This window comes from Nitratireductor luteus (assembly GCF_026162365.1).
GTDB lineage: Bacteria > Pseudomonadota > Alphaproteobacteria > Rhizobiales > Rhizobiaceae > Chelativorans > Chelativorans luteus.
The window spans coordinates 23,799-43,642 of the sequence record NZ_JAOANW010000010.1; the positions used below are offsets into that span (position 1 = coordinate 23,799).

The 19,844-nt window shown below is 62.9% G+C and carries 14 protein-coding genes; 9 read left to right on the plus strand and 5 right to left on the minus strand.

All coding sequences use genetic code 11. The annotated features are described in order from the left end of the window. The first annotated feature begins 44 nt into the window (after window positions 1–44). The 6 genes from omp10 (at window position 45) to N1058_RS15665 (ending at window position 6,563) form a co-directional block, all read left to right on the plus strand. Window positions 45–425, plus strand: a complete 381-nt coding sequence (gene omp10 / locus N1058_RS15640) for an outer membrane lipoprotein Omp10 (RefSeq protein ID WP_265518540.1) — start codon at window positions 45–47, stop codon at window positions 423–425. A gap of 94 nt (window positions 426–519) precedes the next feature. Further along, window positions 520–1,773: a phenylacetate--CoA ligase family protein gene (locus N1058_RS15645; protein ID WP_265518541.1), complete on the plus strand. Its 1,254-nt coding sequence runs from the start codon at window positions 520–522 to the stop codon at window positions 1,771–1,773. Window positions 1,774–1,952: 179 nt separating this feature from the next. Continuing rightward, the gene (locus tag N1058_RS15650; RefSeq protein WP_265518542.1) at window positions 1,953–3,863 is read left to right on the plus strand and encodes a 5'-nucleotidase C-terminal domain-containing protein; all 1,911 of its coding nucleotides are present in this window, start codon (window positions 1,953–1,955) and stop codon (window positions 3,861–3,863) included. A 128-nt stretch (window positions 3,864–3,991) separates the two neighbouring features. After that, window positions 3,992–5,056, plus strand: a complete 1,065-nt coding sequence (hemH, locus tag N1058_RS15655) for a ferrochelatase (RefSeq protein WP_265518543.1) — start codon at window positions 3,992–3,994, stop codon at window positions 5,054–5,056. Between the two features lie 88 nt (window positions 5,057–5,144). Continuing rightward, window positions 5,145–6,092 carry an SPFH domain-containing protein gene (locus tag N1058_RS15660; RefSeq protein ID WP_265518544.1) on the plus strand — a complete coding sequence of 316 codons (948 nt, stop codon included), beginning with the start codon at window positions 5,145–5,147 and terminating at the stop codon, window positions 6,090–6,092. A 9-nt stretch (window positions 6,093–6,101) separates the two neighbouring features. After that, window positions 6,102–6,563, plus strand: a complete 462-nt coding sequence (locus tag N1058_RS15665) for an NfeD family protein (protein WP_265518545.1) — start codon at window positions 6,102–6,104, stop codon at window positions 6,561–6,563. 8 nt (window positions 6,564–6,571) lie between these two features. Here N1058_RS15665 and N1058_RS15670 read toward each other — a convergent pair whose 3' ends face one another. Then, complete coding sequence (locus N1058_RS15670; protein ID WP_265518699.1) at window positions 6,572–7,567, minus strand: KpsF/GutQ family sugar-phosphate isomerase; 996 nt, start codon at window positions 7,565–7,567, stop codon at window positions 6,572–6,574. Window positions 7,568–7,724: 157 nt separating this feature from the next. Here N1058_RS15670 and N1058_RS15675 point away from each other — a divergent pair, with 157 nt between their 5' ends. Next, a complete protein-coding gene (locus N1058_RS15675) occupies window positions 7,725–9,371 on the plus strand; it encodes an outer membrane beta-barrel protein (protein WP_265518546.1) in 1,647 nt (548 codons plus the stop codon). A 12-nt stretch (window positions 9,372–9,383) separates the two neighbouring features. Here N1058_RS15675 and galU read toward each other — a convergent pair whose 3' ends face one another. Next, window positions 9,384–10,262 carry a UTP--glucose-1-phosphate uridylyltransferase GalU gene (gene galU, locus N1058_RS15680; RefSeq protein ID WP_265518547.1) on the minus strand — a complete coding sequence of 293 codons (879 nt, stop codon included), beginning with the start codon at window positions 10,260–10,262 and terminating at the stop codon, window positions 9,384–9,386. A gap of 188 nt (window positions 10,263–10,450) precedes the next feature. Here galU and N1058_RS15685 point away from each other — a divergent pair, with 188 nt between their 5' ends. Both N1058_RS15685 and N1058_RS15690 read left to right on the plus strand, forming a co-directional pair. Next, entirely contained in the window at window positions 10,451–11,674 is a 1,224-nt protein-coding gene (locus N1058_RS15685) for a lytic murein transglycosylase (RefSeq protein ID WP_265518548.1), read from the plus strand. Window positions 11,675–11,758: 84 nt separating this feature from the next. Continuing rightward, window positions 11,759–12,994, plus strand: a complete 1,236-nt coding sequence (locus N1058_RS15690) for an SGNH/GDSL hydrolase family protein (protein ID WP_265518549.1) — start codon at window positions 11,759–11,761, stop codon at window positions 12,992–12,994. Window positions 12,995–13,018: 24 nt separating this feature from the next. Here N1058_RS15690 and N1058_RS15695 read toward each other — a convergent pair whose 3' ends face one another. From N1058_RS15695 to gltB, 3 genes are all read right to left on the minus strand, one after another. Then, the gene (locus tag N1058_RS15695; RefSeq protein WP_265518700.1) at window positions 13,019–14,476 is read right to left on the minus strand and encodes a glutamate synthase subunit beta; all 1,458 of its coding nucleotides are present in this window, start codon (window positions 14,474–14,476) and stop codon (window positions 13,019–13,021) included. A gap of 115 nt (window positions 14,477–14,591) precedes the next feature. Beyond that, window positions 14,592–14,747, minus strand: a complete 156-nt coding sequence (locus N1058_RS15700; protein WP_265518550.1) for a hypothetical protein — start codon at window positions 14,745–14,747, stop codon at window positions 14,592–14,594. Beyond that, window positions 14,744–19,492 carry a glutamate synthase large subunit gene (gene gltB / locus N1058_RS15705; RefSeq protein WP_265518551.1) on the minus strand — a complete coding sequence of 1,583 codons (4,749 nt, stop codon included), beginning with the start codon at window positions 19,490–19,492 and terminating at the stop codon, window positions 14,744–14,746. Before gltB ends, N1058_RS15700 begins: the two co-directional genes overlap by 4 nt. Window positions 19,493–19,844 lie beyond the last annotated feature (352 nt).

Below are 19,844 nucleotides of genomic sequence, written 5' to 3' on the forward strand. Positions count from 1 at the left end.
CTTTTGTGGCGAATGAATCAGGCATTCGAGGAGAGGAGGCTGCTATGGTCAATTTTCGCAGGGTTGGGCCGCTGGTCACGGTCGTGACGGCTCTAATCGTCTCTGGCTGCGTAGGTGGCGTGGCACCGCGCGAGATCGCGTCGCGCCCCACCGGCGTCGAAGGCCAGTGGATGGACACCCAAAGGGTCGCGATTTCGACATTCTCTGGAGGCCGCTTCGATTCTGTCGCCACCGATACGGGCAACAGGCTCTCAGAAGGCACCTACCATATGCGGGACAGAAACAATGTGGAAATCACGATGACCTCGCTTATCCGCCAGACAAGGACGAGCGTCAATTGTGCACTGGTTTCGCCAAGCCAACTGAACTGCACCAACGCCTCCGGCCAAAACTTCGTTCTGACCCGCCGCGGCGGCGTATCCTGATCACACGCCTTTGAAATACCGCACAAGGGCCATGGCCCTTGCGCACCGGCATGCCCGCCTGCAATAAAGCCACCGGACAATTGCGGGAGGAGCAATGGCCGCCTATTACGATGCGTCCGAGACACGCGATCCGTCCGAGCGCGAAGCGGAACTTTTCACGCGCCTGCCGGATTTTCTTCACCGCGCGGCCACCGAGGCGCCGGGGCTTGCGTCATGGCTTTCGAACGTGGACCTTGCCGCCGTCAGGACGCGCGGCGATCTCGCGCGCCTTCCGGTTCTGCGCAAATCCGAACTGCTGGAGCGCCAGCGCGCCGACCCGCCTTTCGGCGGCTTCGTTCCCCCCAGCTATCTGAAGGGCTCCCGCCTTTTCATGTCGCCCGGACCCTTGTGGGAAGCGCAGCCGCCTGGCGCCGATCCCTGGGGCGCGGCGCGGGCTTTCTTCGCCGCCGGCGTGCGCCCCGGCGACATCGTCCACAACGCATTCGCCTATCACATGACGCCAGGCGGCTTCGTACTGGACGAAGGCGCGCGCGCCTTCGGCTGCGCCGTGTTTCCCGCCGGCACGGGTAATACCGACATGCAGGTGGAAGCCGCCTCTCATCTGCGTCCCGCCGTCTATTGCGGCACGCCCGATTATCTCAGGGTCATGCTGGACCGGGCGGAAGAGATGGGCCACCCGCTGACCTCGTTCAAGCGCGGCCTGGTCTCCGGAGGCGCGCTCTTTCCTTCCCTGAGAGAGGAATATGCCGGCCGCGGCATCAGCGTCTACCAGTGCTACGCCACCGCTGAATTCGGTGTCATCGCCTACGAGACCTGCGACGAGGACGGCGTCCCGCTGCCCGGCATGGTGCTCAACGAGGACCTCATCGTGGAGATCGTCCGCCCCGGCTCCGACGAGCCGGTGCCGGACGGTGAGGTGGGCGAGATCGTGGTAACGAGCTTCAATCCCGCCTACCCGCTCGTGAGGCTCGGCACCGGCGACCTTTCGGCCGTCCTGCCAGGCCAAAGCCCGTGCGGCCGCACCAACCGCCGCATCAAGGGCTGGATGGGCCGCGCCGACCAGCGCACCAAGATCAAGGGCATGTTCGTCGATCCGAAACAGGTGGCCGAGCTCCTGCGCCGCCACCGCGAGCTCGCCCGCGCCCGCCTTGTCGTCACCAGACGCAACGAGAGCGACAGCATGGCCCTGTATGTCGAGCCGGCAGACGGTGCCGTGGTCGACCGGGAAGCCGTGGCAGCCTCGTTGAGGGATATAACCAAGCTTGGCGGCGCGGTCGAAGTGGCCGCGCCCGGAACCCTGCCTAACGATGGCAAGGTGATCGCCGATGAAAGGCAATACGTCGGCTAAGTTGAACCCAAAACAAGGGTTGCGGGGGACGTACCACCGGCACAGGTTTCCCTTGCATCGGACCAGACCCGGTGGGAACATGCTGCCCAGCAGGCGTTACGAAACCGACACAGGCTGACACTACAACCGGACTGCTGTCGCGCGGTGACACCGGCTTAGCCACCTTCGGGAGATGAACAATGAAGAAGCTCGCCCTATTTGCCCTGACTTCGTCGGCGCTTGCCCTCACGGCGACCCAGTCCTTTGCCGATTACACGCTCAATATCCTGCACATCAATGACTGGCACAGCCGCATCGAATCCATCAACAAATACGATTCGACGTGCTCGGCCGAAGACGAGGCGGAGGGCAATTGCTTTGGAGGCGCGGCACGGCTGGTGACGGCAGTGCGCGACCGGCGGGAGGCGCTTGACGGCCAGAACGTCCTCTTCCTCAACGCCGGCGACAACTTCCAGGGATCGCTCTTCTACACAACCTATAAGGGTGCGGTCGAAGCCGAGTTCCTGAACCTGATGAAGACCGACGCCATGGTCGTCGGCAACCACGAATTCGACGACGGCGAGGACGGCCTCGCCACTTTTCTCGACAAGGCGGAGTTCCCGGTTCTGGGTTCTAACGTTAAAGCCAGCGAGGCCTCCAGCCTCGGCGACCGGGTGAAGGAATATGTCATCCTCGGAGAGGGCGGCGAGAAGATCGGCATCGTCGGCGCGGTGGCGAACGACACGGCCGAGCTTTCATCGCCAGGCGAGAATGTGAGCATCATAGAGGACGTGGAAGGTATAACCGCCGCCGTCGAGGCCGCAAAAGCCGAGGGCGTCAACAAGATCATTGCCGTAACCCATGTCGGCTATCCGCGCGACCTTGCCGCCATCGCCAAGATACCAGGCGTGGACGTCGTGGTGGGCGGCCACACCAACACGCTTCTGTCGAACACGATCGAAGGTGCCGAGGGCCCCTATCCGACCATGGTGGACAATCCGGACGGCTACCAGGTGCCTGTCGTGCAAGCTGCCTCCTACTCCAAATATCTGGGCGAACTGAAGGTGGTGTTCAACGATGAGGGCGTCGTGACGGAAGCCACCGGCGACGTGCATCTTCTGGACGCGACCGTGCAGCCGGACGAAGCCGTCGCCGAGCGGGTCGCCGAACTGGGCGGCCCCATCGAGGAGCTCAAGCAGAAGGTCGTTGCCCAGACCACCGCCCCTATCGATGGCAGCCGCGAGAACTGCCGCGCTGGCGAATGCGAGATGGGCAACGCCGTCACCGATGCAATGCTTGCGCGCACGAAGGACCAAGGGGTTGATTTCGCCATCACCAATGGCGGGGGCCTGCGCGCCTCTATCGACGCAGGCGAGGTGACGATGGGCGAGGTGCTCGGCGTCCTGCCTTTCCAGAACACGCTCGCCACCTTCCAGATCAAGGGCGAGGATGTCATCGCCTCGCTCGAGAGCGGCGTCAGCCAGCTCGAAGAAGGCGCCGGGCGGTTCCCGCAAGTCTCCGGCCTGCGCTTCTCGTTCGATCCGTCCGTTGCACCGGGCGAAGGCCGGGTAAGCAATGTCGAGGTCAGCGAAAACGGCGAATGGCAGTCGATCGATCCCGACAAGACATATTCAGTGGCCACCAACAACTTCATGCGCAACGGCGGCGACGGCTACAAGCTCTTCGCCGAAAAGGCTGAAAACGCCTATGATTATGGGCCGGGCCTGGAAGAGGTCTTCGCTGATTATCTGACCGAAAACAGCCCCTACCAGCCAGCCATAGACGGACGCATCACCAAGGTCGAGGCCGCGACGGCTTCTGCCGGAGCCACGGAAGAGGCGAGCGGTCCTTCCGCCGATATGGCCGGGGAAAGTGCCGACGGCACGGCTGAACCCGGTGAAGCAGCAGCCGATACGCCCATGGCGAGCGAAACGACCATGGCCGAGGATGGGCAGAGCCATACTATCGCGCGCGGCGACACCTATTGGGATCTTGCCCAGCGCTTCTACGGCGATCCCCGCAAGTGGCGGACCTTGGCGGAAGCCAATCCCGACCACACGGCCCGTCGGCTGATGGTCGGGGCGGCAATCGTCGTCCCCGCTGCCGAATAGCAGAACCGGCAAAGCATCTATCGGTCTCGCCCCTGTCGGCGGGACCACCCTTCCCCTGCGGCCACAAGCGCCATTGTATTTATCCGCTCCTCCACTAGCTTCAAGGCGCGCATAGGAGCTGGATTGAGATGACGTTGAAAACGATGCCGGAAGCCGGGGCCGCCAAGTCTGCGACGGTACTTCCCGAGGGACACCCGCCGGTCAGGATCGGCAAGGTCGGCGTCCTGCTCGTCAATCTTGGCACGCCCGACGGCACCAGCTACTGGCCCATGCGGCGCTATCTTCGCGAATTCCTGTCGGACAAGCGGGTGATCGAATGGCCGCGCGCCATCTGGTATCCCATTCTGTACGGCATCGTGCTGAACACCCGACCGAAGAAATCGGGCGCGGCCTACGACACGATATGGAACAGGGAGCGCAATGAATCGCCTCTGCGGACATTCACCCGCTCCCAGGCCGAGAAACTGGCAGGAACGCTCGAAGGGCTCGACAATGTCGTTGTCGATTGGGCCATGCGTTATGGCAATCCCTCCATCGAGACGGTCACCAAGAGCCTGATGGAACGCGGCTGCGAACGCATCGTCATGTTTCCGCTCTACCCGCAATATTCCGCGACCACCACGGCAACCGTGAATGACAAGTTCTTCGAGGCGCTGATGAAGATGCGCTTCCAGCCGGCGATCCGCACCATACCTTCCTATCAGGACGAGCCGGCATATATAGAAGCGCTCGCACGTTCCATAGAACAGCACCTGGCGACGGTCGACTTCGAACCGGAGGTGGTGATCGCGTCCTATCACGGCATTCCGCAGAGCTATTTCCGGCGCGGCGATCCCTATCACTGCCACTGCCAGAAGACGACGCGGCTGCTGCGCGATCGGCTCGGGTGGGACGAGGCGAAATTGATCACCTGCTTCCAGTCCCGTTTCGGCCCGGAGGAATGGCTCCAGCCCTATACGGACAAGACGGTGGAGAAACTGGCGCGCGACGGCGTGCAGTCAATCGCTGTCCTTAATCCCGGCTTCGTCTCCGACTGCCTGGAAACGCTTGAGGAAATTGCCATCGAGGCAGGCGAAATCTTCCACGAGGCAGGCGGCCGGAACTTCACCCACATACCTTGCCTTAACGACAGCGCCGAAGGCATGGCAGTGATTGAAACTCTCGTCCGTCGCGAATTGGCGGGATGGGCTTAAAACAGGACAGCCACCCTCTTACCTATAGGTCGCAATCTGTGAGATAGTGCGGCAGCTTTAATCCATTTCCACCCGCAGGGATCACGCAATGCTTTTTTCAGGTCTCGATATTCTTATTCCGGTCCTCGTCGTCCTTGTCCTCCTGCTGCTGTTCGTCAGCGTCAAGACGGTGCCGCAGGGGCATAATTACACGGTCGAACGCTTCGGCCGCTACACGCGCACGCTTTCACCCGGCCTCAATATCATCACCCCCTTCATCGACCGCGTTGGCGCGAAGATGAACATGATGGAGCAGGTGCTGGATGTGCCGACCCAGGAGGTCATCACGCGCGACAACGCCATTGTCGCCGTGGACGGCGTTGCCTTCTACCAGGTGTTAAGTGCGCCGCAGGCGGCTTATCAGGTATCCGGCCTGGAGAACGCCATACTCAACCTGACCATGACCAATATACGTTCGGTCATGGGCTCCATGGATCTCGATGAGCTTCTGTCGAACCGCGACATGATCAACGAAAAGCTCCTGCGCATCGTCGATGAGGCAGCCAATCCGTGGGGCATCAAGATGACCCGCGTTGAGATCAAGGACATCAACCCGCCCGCCAACCTCGTTGAATCGATGGCGCGGCAGATGATGGCCGAACGCAACAAGCGCGCTCAGATTCTCGAAGCCGAAGGTCTCAAGCAGGCCCAGATCCTTGAAGCCGAGGGCCGGCGCGAAGCCGCTTTCCGCGACGCCGAGGCGCGCGAGCGCGCGGCAGAAGCCGAAGCCCGCGCCACCCAGGTCGTCTCCGAGGCCATTGCCAAGGGCGACGTTCAGGCGGTCAACTACTTCGTCGCGCAGAAATATACCGAAGCGCTCGCCAAGATCGGTTCGTCGGCCAACAACAAGATCGTGCTGATGCCTTTCGAAGCGTCTTCGCTGATCGGAACGCTGGGCGGCATCGGCCAGATCGCGCGGGACGTGTTCGGCGAGGACGGCAAGAGCCCGCGCCCCTCCACACCCCGTCCGCCGACGACCGGCCTGGCCCGCGATTGAGGCCCGGCCATGCTTCAATCGATTCTGACCGAACTCGGCCCATGGAACTGGATGGTGCTTGGCTTCGTCCTGCTGGCGCTCGAATTGCTTGTCCCCGGCATTTTCCTTCTATGGATCGGAGTTGCCGCCATCCTGACCGGCGCGCTCGCGCTGCAATTCTGGGGCCTGGCCTGGTTGACCTGGCAGGTGCAGGTCCTCGTCTTCCTGGCATTGTCCATCGCTTCGGCGCTCATCGGCAAGAGGCTCATGGACGCGCGGCGGGCGAACGACACCGATCAGCCGCTGCTTAACAAGCGTGCGGAGCAGCTTGTTGGGCGCACCGCCTCACTGGAGGAACCCATCGACAACGGCTATGGCCGCATCCGCATCGACGATACCACCTGGCGCGTCTCCGGCCCCGACCTGCCAGCCGGGACCCGCGTGCGGGTGACGAACGCAGATAGCGGCGAGCTCAAGGTCGAGAAGGCCTGAGCGCAGACCTACGCCGCTCCGATACGCAGAAGGTCGTGCAGGTGGACGATGCCAACCGGCTTGTCCCCCTCGACCACCATCAGCGTGGTGATCGCCGAGGAATTCACCATCTGCAGCGCGGTGGCGGCCAGCGTGTCGGGCGCGATGGTCTTGGGATTGCGGGTCATCACCTGGTCCACACTCATCGACAATATGTCGCTGTCCATGTGGCGTCTGAGGTCGCCATCGGTGATGATGCCGGTCAGCCGGCCGTCGGCGGCTGCCACACCGACGCAACCAAATCCCTTTCTCGAGATTTCGAGAATGGCTTCCCGCATTCCGGTACCGGTGGAAACCAGCGGCAGGTCCCCGCCCGAATGCATGATGTCGCCCACATGCATCAGATTGGCGCCAAGCTGTCCGCCTGGGTGAAATGTCCGGAAATGATCGGGTGTGAAGCCACGCGCCTCCAGGAGTGCGATGGCCAGCGCATCGCCGATGACGAGTTGCAGCAGCGTCGAGGTCGTCGGCGCCAGCCCGTGAGGGCATGCTTCGGCCGCCTTGGGCAGGCGGAGCACGACGCTCGATTCGCGCGCAAGCGCCGACTTTTCGCCGGAGGTGATGGCGATGAGCGGTATCGAGAAGCGTCTTGCATAGGCAACAATGCCCTTCAGTTCGGCGCTTTCCCCCGACCATGAAAGTGCGATGATCACATCATCGCGGGCGATCATCCCGAGGTCTCCGTGATTGGCCTCGGCGGGATGCACGAAATAGGCCGGCGTTCCCGTGGAGGCGAGCGTCGCGGCGATCTTGGAACCGATATGGCCACTCTTGCCGACCCCGGTGACGATGACGCGGCCGGAGATGCCGCTGATCGCGTCAACAGCCGCCGCGAAAGGTTCGCTCAGCCCGTCGGTCAGGGCCTGGCTCAGTTCCGCGAGCCCCTTCCGTTCGGTCTCGAGCGTCCGCATCGCCGAAGCGATAGCCTGTGCCGGATCGGTCTTTTTTCTGGGTGCGCCGTGCATGCGATGGCGCTTAGCGCTTTCACCAGCCAATGTCCAATCCTCTTTGCCGGCACAGGCCGCGCACATGTTCGTTCGCGCAATTCAACTATGTGTTAACCATCGGCGTTTACCGTTTAATTACCAGGGCCCGACGGGCCGCACGAGAATTCGGGTAGCAATGTCGCGATTACCTCCGGCAGGGAACTACGCTGTTTGGCGGCTGGCTGCCTTTGCCGGCCCGCTGCTTTTTGCCCAGGCCGTTCATGCGCAGGAATACCAGCTTCGCGGTGCCGTGAACGAGCAGGAAGTCAGCTCCAGTCTCCTCGCCGGGGGAACGGGAGGCATACCGGCCCCTGCCTACGAACCGGCGAGCCAAGGAGCGGTTACCGACGAGGAAATGGACACGCTGTTTCCTTCCGGAGAAGGCGTCGGCACGACGATCTCACAGGAGCCGTTCCCGCCGTTGAACCCCTCCGCCCGACCGGTATCGCGCCCGAGTGCCCGCACCAACGACGCCGAGGATCCCAGCTCTTCCACGGCGGCTGACGCGAACCCGCCCGACGCCGGAATTGATGATCTGAGCACCGGAGGCACGCGCCCGGCCGGTCCCGTCGAATCCAAATATCTGGAAGAGCCGCGGCGGCTCAACCAGCCTGTCGTGCCCGTGGAAGGGCAGGCCAGGGACGAGCCGCAGGACCCCTATGCGCCGCTCGGCCTGCGGATCGGAACGTTCAATGTCGTGCCGCAGCTCGAACAGGGTCTGACCTGGACGTCGAACGCCAATAACAGTCCCGACGGCGGCGAAGCAGTGCTCTCCCAGACCACGCTGCGCCTTCGAGCCGTGTCCGACTGGTCGCGCCACGGGGCGACGGCCAACGCCTTCGGCACCTACCGTAAATCTATCTCAGGCGAGGAAGTTTCCGAGCTGGAAGGCGGCGCGGACGCCGCGCTCCGGCTCGACTTCGCCGACGACCTCACGGGCAACGCATCGCTCGGCTACCGGGCCGCCCGCGAATCCGCCTCCTCCCCGGTGGCGATCGCCAGCGTCGATCGGCAGCCGCTGCGTCACACGATCGATGGCACGCTCGGCATCGAAAAATCCCTCGGGCGCCTTCGGCTCGGCCTTGCCGGCGACGTCACACGCATCCAGTACGGCGAAGCGGAGTTGAGTGACGGCACCCGCCTTTCGCAGGACGACCGCAACTCGACCCTGGCCCTGATGCGGCTTCGCGCCGGATATGAGATATCCCCCAGCCTCGCGCCATTCGTGGAGGTCGAGGGCGGGCGCCGCTTCTACGATGAGGAAAACGACAGCGCCGGCTATGCCCGCTCCGCCACGCGCCTGGGCGCCCGCGCCGGACTGGCGGTGAACGTGTCGGAGAAACTGTCGGGCGAAATCTCGGCCGGCTGGATTTCGGAGGATTTCGAAGATTCCCGTCTTGAAACGATCTCCGGCCTGGCCCTCGCCGCCGCCATGGAATGGTCGCCGGTGCGGGAGACGACCGTACGCCTCGACGGGTCGACAATCATTGAGGGTACCACCGATGCAGGCCAGAGCGGCTCCATGCTTTACTCTGGAACGCTGCGCGCCTCACGGAATCTGCGTGCCAACCTCACCGGCGAAGCGGCATTCGGCGCCGCCTACCGCGACTATGTCAGCGGCGGCCATGATCTGATCCTGAGCGGCGAGGCAAGCCTTACCTGGTGGTTGAACCGCTATGCCGGCTTGGTCGGCCGGGCGCGCCATGAGCGCCAGACGAGCAGTCTGCCCGACCGTGACTACGAGACCACGAGCGTCTTCATGGGTGTGACCCTGCGCCGCTGAAATTGCATCCGCCTACCCTTCCTGCGCCAGGATATCGCGGGCGAAACGTGTGATGAACGGCTTCAGGTCCTCGCGTTGCAGTGCAAAGGCGAGATTGGCCTCCACGAAGCCTTCCGGCGAGCCGCAATCGAAGGTACGGCCTTCATAGATGTGCGCGTAGAAGGGTTGTTCGGCGTGCAGGCGCAGCATGGCGTCGGTGATCTGGATTTCGCCGCCGGCCCCCGTCTCCTGGTTCTCCAGAAGCGCAAAGATTTCCGGCTGAAGAATATAACGGCCGTTGATGTAAAACGGCGACGGCGCGTCCTCAGGTTTCGGCTTTTCCACCATGGCGGTGATCTCGAAGCCCGAATGAGCGTCCTTGCCGCGTCCGACGATGCCGTATTTGTGGGTCTCGGAGGGATCGCATTCCTCGACGGCGAGGATGTTGCCGCCGGTCTGCTCGTAGAGGTCCACCATCTGCTTCATGCAGCCCGCTTCCGATTGCATGATCATGTCGGGCAGCAGCAAGGCGAAAGGCTCGTTGCCCACCAGCTCCCGCGCGCACCAAACGGCGTGGCCGAGCCCCAGCGGCACTTGCTGGCGGGTGAAACTCGTCTGCCCCGGCTGCGGCTGCATCGCCTTCAGGCGCTCGAGGATTTCTGTCTTTCCGCGCCGCGAAAGCGTGTCGTAAAGTTCCACCTGCACATCGAAATGATCCTCGATGGCAGATTTGTTGCGGCCGGTCACGAAGATCAGATGCTCTATACCTGCTTCACGCGCTTCATCCACCACATACTGGATGACCGGTTTGTCGACCACCGTCAGCATTTCCTTGGGCAACGCCTTGGTCGCTGGCAGGAACCGCGTTCCCAGGCCGGCGACCGGAAACACGGCTTTACGGATCTTCTTCATGCAAAAGGCCCCTTTTCAAGATCGGTTGGTGGAAAGACACGCATCGGTCAATGCGCGGGGAATGGGTTGGTTGCGCCGTGAAATAGCGCGAATTTTCTGGCATCACACATCATGCACGATTCCTATGGTAAACTCTTTACTAACCGCAATAGGCGATCATGGGGCACGAATTTCCTTTGGAGGTTGGAATGTTGTCACGCCGAACCCTTTCAGGCTTCATTGCGCGCGGGTTTCTCGTAGGCGCACTTCTCGCAGCCGGCGCAGTTTCGCCTGCCCGGGCGGATGCCGGCTTTCAGCGGTGGGTCGCACAGTTCCGTTCTGTCGCGATCCAGAACGGCGTTTCCGGCGAAGTCTACGATCGCGCCTTCCGCGGCATCACCGCGCCTGATCCGGAAGTGTTGGAAAAGGCCCGCTATCAGCCGGAGTTCCGCGCCGAGCCCTGGGAGTATTTCGACAACCGGGTGCAGGAAGAGGCTATCCGCACGGGACAGCAGCTTGCGCGCCAGTGGAAGCCGTGGCTGGATCGCATCGAGCGCCAGTTCGGCGTGGATCGCTCCGTGTTGCTGGCCATCTGGTCGATCGAATCGAACTATGGCGCAGCTCTCCAGAACGACCGCATCATGCGCAGCCTGCCGCGCTCCCTGGCCACGCTCGCCTATGCCGACAGCCGCCGTGCCAAGTTCGCACGCACGCAGCTTATCGCTGCGCTGAAGATCCTGCAGCGCGGCGACGTCACCGAACGCCAGCTCACCAGTTCCTGGGCCGGCGCCATGGGGCACACGCAGTTCATCCCGACCAGCTACCAGGCCTATGCGGTCGACATGGACGGCGACGGCCGCCGCGATATCTGGAATTCGGTGCCCGATGCGCTGGCCACTGCGGCAAACCTCCTGCGCAAGAATGGCTGGCGCCCCGGGGAAACCTGGGGCTATGAGGTCGTTCTCCCCGGAGGCCGCAAATTCCCGGCCGGCAACATGTCGCTCCAACGGTGGGCATCCATCGGCGTCGTGCGCGCCAACGGCAAGGCCTTCCCACGTCCGTCTGACAGCGCGGAGTTGAAAGTGCCGGACGGGCGCGCCGGCCCCGCATTCCTGATGACCAGGAATTTCTCCGTCATCAAGCGCTACAACAATTCCGACAAATATGCGATTGCCGTCGGGCTCCTTGCGGACCAGATAGCCGGCTATGGCGGCCTCGTGCGCGATTGGAGCCGGCCGTTCGAACGCCTGTCCTTCGGCGAAACCGAAGAGCTGCAGAAGCGGCTGGGCGCGCTTGGCTATTATGATGGGCCGATCGACGGCAAGATCGGCTCGGGCTCGCGCAACGCCATCAGGCAATTCCAGGAGCGCATGGGGCTTAACCAGGACGGCCATCCCAGCAAAGAGGTTCTAAGGAAGCTCCGGGGGAACTAAAATTCCTTGCGTTCCGGCTGAATGCGGAAAACAACGATGGAGCGCAGTTCGATATCCGGCAGGACGTGCGGCAAGGAGGACATCTTGCTCATCGGCACAAGGACGAGGAAAATTCTGGCCAAGGCGGTACTGGTTGCCGCCGCTTGCGGCTTTGCCCTCGCCGTTGTTCCGCCCATTGCCGGCACCGCGGAGGCCCAGGAGCTGATCCGCAGGCGTGGTCTTCTCGACATGCTTTTCGGCGGGCCGCCGGAGCGCCAGCTACCGCCCGCGCAAGCCGCACCCAGCCGGCAACGGCAAAGCGCACCGCCTCCTTCCACGCGCAGGCAGTCGAGCAGACCGTCGCAGCGGGCCGCTCGCCCCGCCCCGCCACCGGAGCCTGAGGTCGAGAAACTGGAGAATGCGCGCGTTGTCCTCGTCGTCGGCGACTTTTTGGCAAGCGGTCTGGCCGAGGGCCTGCAGGCAGCCTACCAGGAATCGCCCGGCGTCGTCATCGTCGACCGCACCAATGGCTCCTCCGGCTTCGTGCGCGACGACTACTATGACTGGAATGCGGAAATCACCGGCATAGTGGAGGAGGTCGACCCGGCCGTGGTTGTCGTCATGATCGGTTCCAATGACCGCCAGCAGCTCGTCATCGACGGCCAGCGTGAACGCCCGCAAACGGAGCCCTGGATCCAAGAATATGAAAGGCGGGTGAACGCTTTCGCCACCGCGCTCAAGGATGAGGACGTGCCCTTCATCTGGACCGGCATGCCGCCATTCAAATCGCCGAGCATGTCGTCCGACATGCTGGCCTTTAACGACCACTACAAGAAGGCCTCCGAGAACGCCGGCGGGACTTTTGTCGACATATGGGAGGGCTTCGTCGACGAGAGCGGCGCCTTCGTCTTCACCGGACCCGATATCAACGGTCAATCCGTGCGCCTGCGTGGCAGCGACGGCATCAATTTCACCCGCCCGGCCAAGCGCAAGGCGGCATTCTACGTGGAAAAACCGCTGAACAAGCTGCTCGGCGACGCCGTGGCGCCCGACATCGAGCAGTTCGACATCCAGAATCTTCCGATGCCCGGCCTGCTGACGATAGAACCCGAGATGATCGACCGCACCGGACCGATCTCGCTGGCGGGCCCCGAACTGGACGGGAACAAGGAACTGCTGGGCGCCTCGCACCAACCCGTGCCCGAAACGGAAAAGCGATCGCCGCCCCTGGAAGCTGGAACCGTTCCAGGCAGGGCCGACAGCTTCGCTCTCGATCCGACCCCTGCCGGAGCTGAAACGGAAGACACCGCGGCCGAGACCACGACGTCGATCCTTCCCTGATACCTCAATGGTGAGCCCCGCCGCTCAGCGCGGCAGAACCGTCTCGCCCATCAGAAACTCGTCGATCGCGCGAGCGGCCTGGCGGCCCTCACGAATTGCCCAGACCACGAGCGACTGGCCGCGCCGCACATCGCCCGCCGCGAAGAAGCGGTCGACATTGGTGCGGTAGTCCTCATCGTTGGCCACCACGTTGGTCGAGTTGCGGCGGTCGGTTGTAGTCTCCAGCGTGGAGTCCAGTTCCCTGAGCACGCTCTCCTCGTTGGGCCCGGCAAAACCGATGGCGATAAAGGCGAGGTCGGCCTTGATGATAAATTCCGTGCCCGCCACCGGCTTGCGCTTTTCATCCACCTCACAGCACTTCACGCCGGTCAGTTCGCCGTCCTCGTCGCCGACGAACTCGAGCGTGGCCACCTGGAACTCCCGTTCCGCGCCCTCCGCCTGCGATGAGGACGTGCGCATCTTGGTGGCCCAGTAAGGCCACACAGTAAGCTTGTCTTCCTTTTCCGGTGGCTTGGGGCGAATGTCGAGCTGGGTCACGCGCACCGCGCCCTGGCGGAACGCCGTGCCCACGCAGTCCGAAGCCGTGTCACCGCCCCCCACCACGACGACATGCTTGCCGCCTGCCAGGATCGGCTCTTCCGGCCAGGCGGTGGACTGGATATCCTCTCCCCCTACCCGCTTGTTCTGCTGCACCAGGTAGGGCATGGCGTCATAGACGCCGTGAAGCTCCACGCCCGGGATGCCGGCAGGGCGCGGCTTTTCCGAACCGCCGCAATAAAGCACCGCTTCGTATTCGGCCAGCAGTTCCTCGACCGGCTTGTCCACGCCGACATTGACCCCGCAATGGAACACCACGCCTTCACCCTGCATCTGCTCGATGCGGCGGTCGATATAGTGCTTCTCGATCTTGAAATCGGGAATGCCGAAACGCATCAGCCCGCCGGGCCGGCTCTCGCGCTCGTAGACATGCACCTCGTGGCCGGCGCGGCCGAGCTGCTGGGCAGCCGCCATGCCAGCCGGGCCCGAACCGATGATCGCCACCCGCTTGCCGGTCTTCCTGTCGGCCGGCTGCGGGCGCACATAGCCCAGTTCATAGGCCTTGTCGGCAATCGCCTGCTCGATGGTCTTGATGGCGACGGGAATGTCCTCGAGATTCAGTGTGCACGCTTCCTCGCATGGCGCAGGGCAGATGCGGCCCGTCCATTCGGGAAAGTTATTGGTCGAGTGCAGATTGCGGATCGCCGTCTCCCAGTCTCCCTGGTAGACGAGGTCGTTCCAGTCCGGGATCTGGTTGTGCACGGGACAGCCCGTCGGACCGTGACAATACGGAATCCCGCAGTCCATACAGCGCGCGGCCTGTTTCTCGACTTCCTTGTCCGACATAGGCAACGTGAATTCGCGGAAATGGCGAATGCGATCGGCCGCCGGCTGATACTTGTGCACCTGCCGGTCGATTTCGAGAAACCCTGTAACCTTGCCCATACTCATCCCTTGTTCCTGACGGCCCGATCAGGCCCGCAACCAGTTTTCGATCCTCAATCCCGGAACCCGGGAGAATTCCTTGCCGCATCGTTCCGGGCACCCGTCACACCGGTGGCTACGACGGCCCCCAGTACCAGTAGGCAAACCCGATGACCGCACCCAATACGACGATTTCTGCTCCTGCCCTGCCAGCCATCAGATAGACTGCCATTGGAATCGCTACGGCGACCAGAAGCGACACCAGGGCGTGAACGAGCCTTAGCGCGCTCACTCCGCCGCCACACCCATCCGCATACGCTCCATCTCTTCGAGCGCGCGGCGATACTCGACCGGCATCACCTTGCGAAATTTCGGCCGGTACTCCGCCCAATTATCGAGAATTACCCGCGCCCGCTCGGAGCCCGTGTAGTGGAGATGGTTGGCGATCAGCTTGGCAAGGCGCTCTTCGTCGTGCCGGGTCATGTCGCCGGAGACGTCGACGCGCCCCTTGTGCGCAAGGTCGCCGCCGTGGTGGTGCAGCTTTTCGAGGATGTCGTCTTCCTCCGGCACCGGCTCCAGCTCGACCATCGCCATGTTGCAGCGTTCGGAGAAATCACCAACCTCGTCCAGCACATAGGCCACGCCGCCCGACATGCCGGCAGCGAAGTTGCGCCCCGTCTGGCCGAGCACGACCACCACGCCGCCCGTCATATATTCGCAGCCATGGTCGCCGACACCCTCCACGACCGCAACCGCGCCGGAATTGCGCACGGCGAACCGCTCGCCGGCCACACCCCGGAAATAGCACTCGCCCTCGATGGCACCGTAGAGCACCGTATTGCCGACGATGATGGACTCCTCCGGCACGATCTTCGACTGTTCCGAGGGTCTGATGACGATGCGACCGCCCGAGAGGCCCTTGCCGACATAGTCATTGCCGTCGCCGATCAGCTCGAACGAGATGCCGCGCGCCAGGAATGCGCCGAAGGACTGGCCCGCCGTGCCCGTCAGGCGCACTGAGATAGTGTCGCGCTTCAGCCCCTTGTGGCCATAGCGTTTGGCCACCTCACCCGAAAGCATCGCTCCCGTGGAGCGGTCGATATTGCAGATGTCGAAGTCGAGCCGGACCGGTTCCCTGTTCTCCAGCGCCGGCATCGCGGCGGCGATCAGCTTGCGGTCAAGAATATCCTCGATCGGATGCTTCTGCCGCTCCGTCCAGCGGATTGCGTTGTCCGGTGCATCAGGCTTGAAGAAGATGCGGCTGAAATCAAGCCCCCGCGCCTTCCAATGCTCCACCAGGGTCCGCTTTTCCAGAAGCTGGGAATGACCGACGATCTCCTCGAGCTTACGCACCCCCATCTCGGCCAGGAGTTGGCGCACTTCTTCGGCGATGTAGAAGAAGTAGTTGATGACATGCTCCGGCGTGCCCTTGAAGCGCTTGCGCAGCACCGGATCCTGCGTGGCGATGCCAACGGGACAGGTGTTGAGATGGCACTTGCGCATCATGATGCAGCCCGCCGCGATCAGCGGTGCGGTGGAAAAGCCGAACTCGTCCGCCCCCAGCAGCGCGCCGACGATCACGTCGCGCCCGGTCCTCAGACCCCCGTCGACCTGCAGCGCAACGCGCGAGCGCAGACCGTTGAGCACCAGCGTCTGGTGCGTTTCCGCAAGGCCCATCTCCCACGGGCTGCCCGCGTGCTTGATGGAGGTGAGCGGCGAGGCGCCAGTGCCGCCATCATAGCCGGCAATGGTGATGTGGTCGGCGCGCGCCTTGGCCACACCGGCCGCAACCGTGCCGACGCCGACCTCGGAGACGAGCTTGACCGACACGTCGGCCGTGGGATTGACGTTCTTCAGGTCGAAGATGAGCTGCGCCAGATCTTCGATGGAATAGATGTCATGGTGCGGCGGTGGTGAGATGAGCCCGACGCCCGGCGTCGAGTGGCGTACCTTGGCGATGGTCGCGTCCACCTTGTGGCCGGGCAACTGCCCGCCCTCGCCCGGCTTTGCGCCCTGGGCCACCTTGATCTGCATCATGTCCGAATTGACAAGGTATTCAGTCGTCACACCGAAGCGTCCGCTCGCCACCTGCTTGATGGCCGAGCGCTCGGGATTCATTGAGCCGTCGGGTAGCGGCAGGAAACGGTCTGCCTCCTCGCCGCCCTCGCCCGTGTTCGACTTGCCGCCGATGGCGTTCATGGCGCGCGCCAGCGTCGTGTGCGCCTCGCGGCTGATGGAACCGAAGGACATGGCGCCCGTGGAGAAGCGCTTGACGATATCGACCGCCGATTCGACATCTTCCAGCGGCACCGGCTTGCGGCCCGTTTCGTTCGCCATCTTGATGCCGAACAGCCCGCGAATGGTCTTCGCACGCGCGCTCTCGCCGTTGATTAGATTGGAAAACTCCTGATAGGACTCCCACGACTTCTTGCGCACAGCGTGCTGCAAGGTGGCGACGGCATCCGGCGACCATATATGGTCCTCGCCGCGAATGCGGTAATTATATTCTCCGCCGACCTCCAGCGAGTCCTGCAACACCGGGTCCGGGCTGAACGCCGCGCTGTGCCGCAGGACGGTTTCGCGCGCGATCTCCTCCAAGCCGATGCCCTCGATGGTCGTCGCCGTGCCGGTAAAGTAGCGCTCGACGAAGTCGCTCTTCAGCCCCACCGCGTCGAAAATCTGCGCGCCGCAATAGGACTGGTAGGTAGAGATACCCATCTTCGACATCACCTTGAGGATGCCCTTGCCGATGGACTTGATATAGCGCTTCACCACCTCGTTCGGATCGACCTCCGGCGGGAACTCCCCGCGCGCATGCATGTCGAGCAGCGTGTCGAAGGCGAGATAGGGGTTGATGGCCTCGGCGCCATAGCCGGCAAGACAGGCGAAGTGATGCACCTCGCGCGGCTCACCCGATTCCACGACCAGCCCCACCGCGGTTCGTAGACCCTTGCGGATGAGGTGATGATGCACCGCGGCCGTTGCCAGCAGCATCGGAATGGCGATCCGGTCCGGTCCCATCTGCCGATCGGACAGGATGATAATGTTGTAGCCGCCGGCCACCGCCGCTTCGGCGCGATCGCATAGCCGGTCGAGCGCACCGGCCATGCCGGCCGCCGCTTCAACCGCCGAATAGGTCACGTCCAGCGTCTTGGTGTCGAAGCGATCCTCGGTATGGCCGATGGAACGGATCTTCTCCAGATCGCCGTTCGTAAGGATCGGCTGGCGCACCTCCAGGCGCTTGCGGCGCGAGCTTCCTACCAGGTCGAAGATGTTCGGCCGCGGCCCGATGAAGGAAACGAGGCTCATCACCAGTTCCTCGCGGATCGGGTCGATCGGCGGATTGGTGACCTGGGCGAAATTCTGCTTGAAATAGGTGTAGAGCAGCTTCGACTTGTCCGACATCGCCGAGATCGGCGTATCGGTCCCCATGGATCCTATACCTTCCTGACCGGTGGTCGCCATCGGCGCCATCAGCATCCTGGTGTCTTCCTGCGTGTAGCCGAACGCCTGCTGGCGGTCGAGCTGCGACACATCCTTGCGCAGCGCCCGCGGCTCCACCGGGTTCAGCTCTTCCAGGATAAGCTGGGTGTTCTTCAGCCACTCCTTGAACGGATGCTTGGTCGCGATCTCCGCCTTCGACTCGTCATCGGATACGATACGCCCCTGCTCCAGATCGAGAAGCAGCATACGGCCCGGCTGCAGCCGCCACTTGGAAACGACGTTCTCCTCCGGCACTACCAGCGCGCCGGCTTCCGAAGCCATGATGACACGATCATCGTCCGTCACCAGATAGCGGGCTGGGCGCAAGCCATTGCGGTCCAGCGTCGCGCCGATTTGACGACCGTCGGTAAAGGCAACCGCCGCCGGACCGTCCCACGGCTCCATGAGCGCGGCATGATACTCGTAGAAGGCCTGACGTTCCGCGCTCATCAGCTTGTTGCCGGCCCACGCTTCGGGGATCAGCATCATCATGGCGTGCACCATGGGATAGCCGCCCTGGTAGAGGAACTCGAGCGCATTGTCGAAGCAGGCCGTGTCTGACTGACCCTCGTATGAGATCGGCCACAGCTTGGAGATGTCGTTGCCGAACAGCTCCGAATCGACCGAAGCTTGGCGCGCGGCCATCCAGTTGACGTTGCCGCGCACCGTGTTGATCTCGCCATTGTGGGCGACCATCCGGTAAGGGTGCGACAACTTCCAGGAGGGGAAGGTGTTGGTGGAGAACCGCTGATGCACCAGCGCCAGCGCCGATTCGAAACGCTCGTCCTTCAGGTCGTGGTAATAGGCGCCGAGCTGATAGGCGAGGAACATCCCCTTGTAGACGATGGTTCGCGCCGACAACGACACGATATAGAAGCCGTTGTCCCTGCCTTCCGTTTCGTGATGAATGCGCCCGGAAATGACCTTGCGCAGGATATAAAGGCGGCGCTCGAAATCCTCTTCGTCCGTGACGCCCGCGCCGCGCGCGATGAAAACCTGCCGGTGGACAGGTTCCGCAGCAACGATCTCAGGGGCCTTGGACAGGCAGGAATTGTCGACCGGCACGTCGCGGAAGCCGAGCAGGATTTGACCCTCCGAACGGACCGCATCCGCGATGACTTCCTCGATATGATCCTGCATGGCCTTGTCCTGCGGCATGAAGACATGGCCGACGCCATAGGTGCCGGGTGCGGGAAGTTCCAAGCCCTGCCTTGCCATCTCCTCGCGGAAGAGACCGTCGGGGATTTGCACGAGCATGCCAGCACCGTCGCCTACCAGCGGGTCGGCACCCACCGCGCCGCGATGGGTGAGATTCTCCAGCATCGCCAGCCCGTCGCCGATGATGGAATGGGACTTCTTTCCTTTCATATGCGCAACAAAGCCCACGCCGCAGGCATCGTGCTCGTTGCGGGGATCATAAAGACCCTGCGCGGCCGGCAGGCCCCGCGCGGCATAAAAGGCACCGTTAGCCGTGGAACCGCGTTTGGCGGTGATCGTCCCGTCCTGTACGGCGGACATCCGTCCGATCGATACAGATGGCGTCATTTCCGTCATCGCTACTTCCTCCACGTCTGGCCCCGGGAGCCGGGGCGTCGATCACTTGCGGGCGGGCCTCGTCATTGGCGGCACATCCCGATTTTCAGCTCGGCGCATCTTTCGAAAAGCCGGAAGCGCGCTAGCCGCATTTGCCGGCATACGCATCTTCTTATGAGCGTTCCGCGCCGTATCCGCCGCCTCCCGCCGCGTTCGCACAAGCCAGATCGCCCGAACCGCTATTATAACCAATTCGGTCACTAGTTACGCGAATAAATAAGACAGTACTACTGTCCTATTTGCTGACATGCCAGAAAATCACAGATCGCACAAGACGAAAACACAAAAATTCATCGGATTAGAGCAACAAAAT

Coding starts and splice junctions, on each gene's coding strand:
- omp10 (WP_265518540.1), top strand. CDS start 45: ATGGTCAATTTTCGCAGGGTTGGGCCGCTGGTCACGGTCGTGACGGCT.
- N1058_RS15645 (WP_265518541.1), top strand. CDS start 520: ATGGCCGCCTATTACGATGCGTCCGAGACACGCGATCCGTCCGAGCGC.
- N1058_RS15650 (WP_265518542.1), top strand. CDS start 1,953: ATGAAGAAGCTCGCCCTATTTGCCCTGACTTCGTCGGCGCTTGCCCTC.
- hemH (WP_265518543.1), top strand. CDS start 3,992: ATGACGTTGAAAACGATGCCGGAAGCCGGGGCCGCCAAGTCTGCGACG.
- N1058_RS15660 (WP_265518544.1), top strand. CDS start 5,145: ATGCTTTTTTCAGGTCTCGATATTCTTATTCCGGTCCTCGTCGTCCTT.
- N1058_RS15665 (WP_265518545.1), top strand. CDS start 6,102: ATGCTTCAATCGATTCTGACCGAACTCGGCCCATGGAACTGGATGGTG.
- N1058_RS15670 (WP_265518699.1), bottom strand. CDS start 7,567: ATGCACGGCGCACCCAGAAAAAAGACCGATCCGGCACAGGCTATCGCT.
- N1058_RS15675 (WP_265518546.1), top strand. CDS start 7,725: ATGTCGCGATTACCTCCGGCAGGGAACTACGCTGTTTGGCGGCTGGCT.
- galU (WP_265518547.1), bottom strand. CDS start 10,262: ATGAAGAAGATCCGTAAAGCCGTGTTTCCGGTCGCCGGCCTGGGAACG.
- N1058_RS15685 (WP_265518548.1), top strand. CDS start 10,451: ATGTTGTCACGCCGAACCCTTTCAGGCTTCATTGCGCGCGGGTTTCTC.
- N1058_RS15695 (WP_265518700.1), bottom strand. CDS start 14,476: ATGGGCAAGGTTACAGGGTTTCTCGAAATCGACCGGCAGGTGCACAAG.
- gltB (WP_265518551.1), bottom strand. CDS start 19,492: ATGACGGAAATGACGCCATCTGTATCGATCGGACGGATGTCCGCCGTA.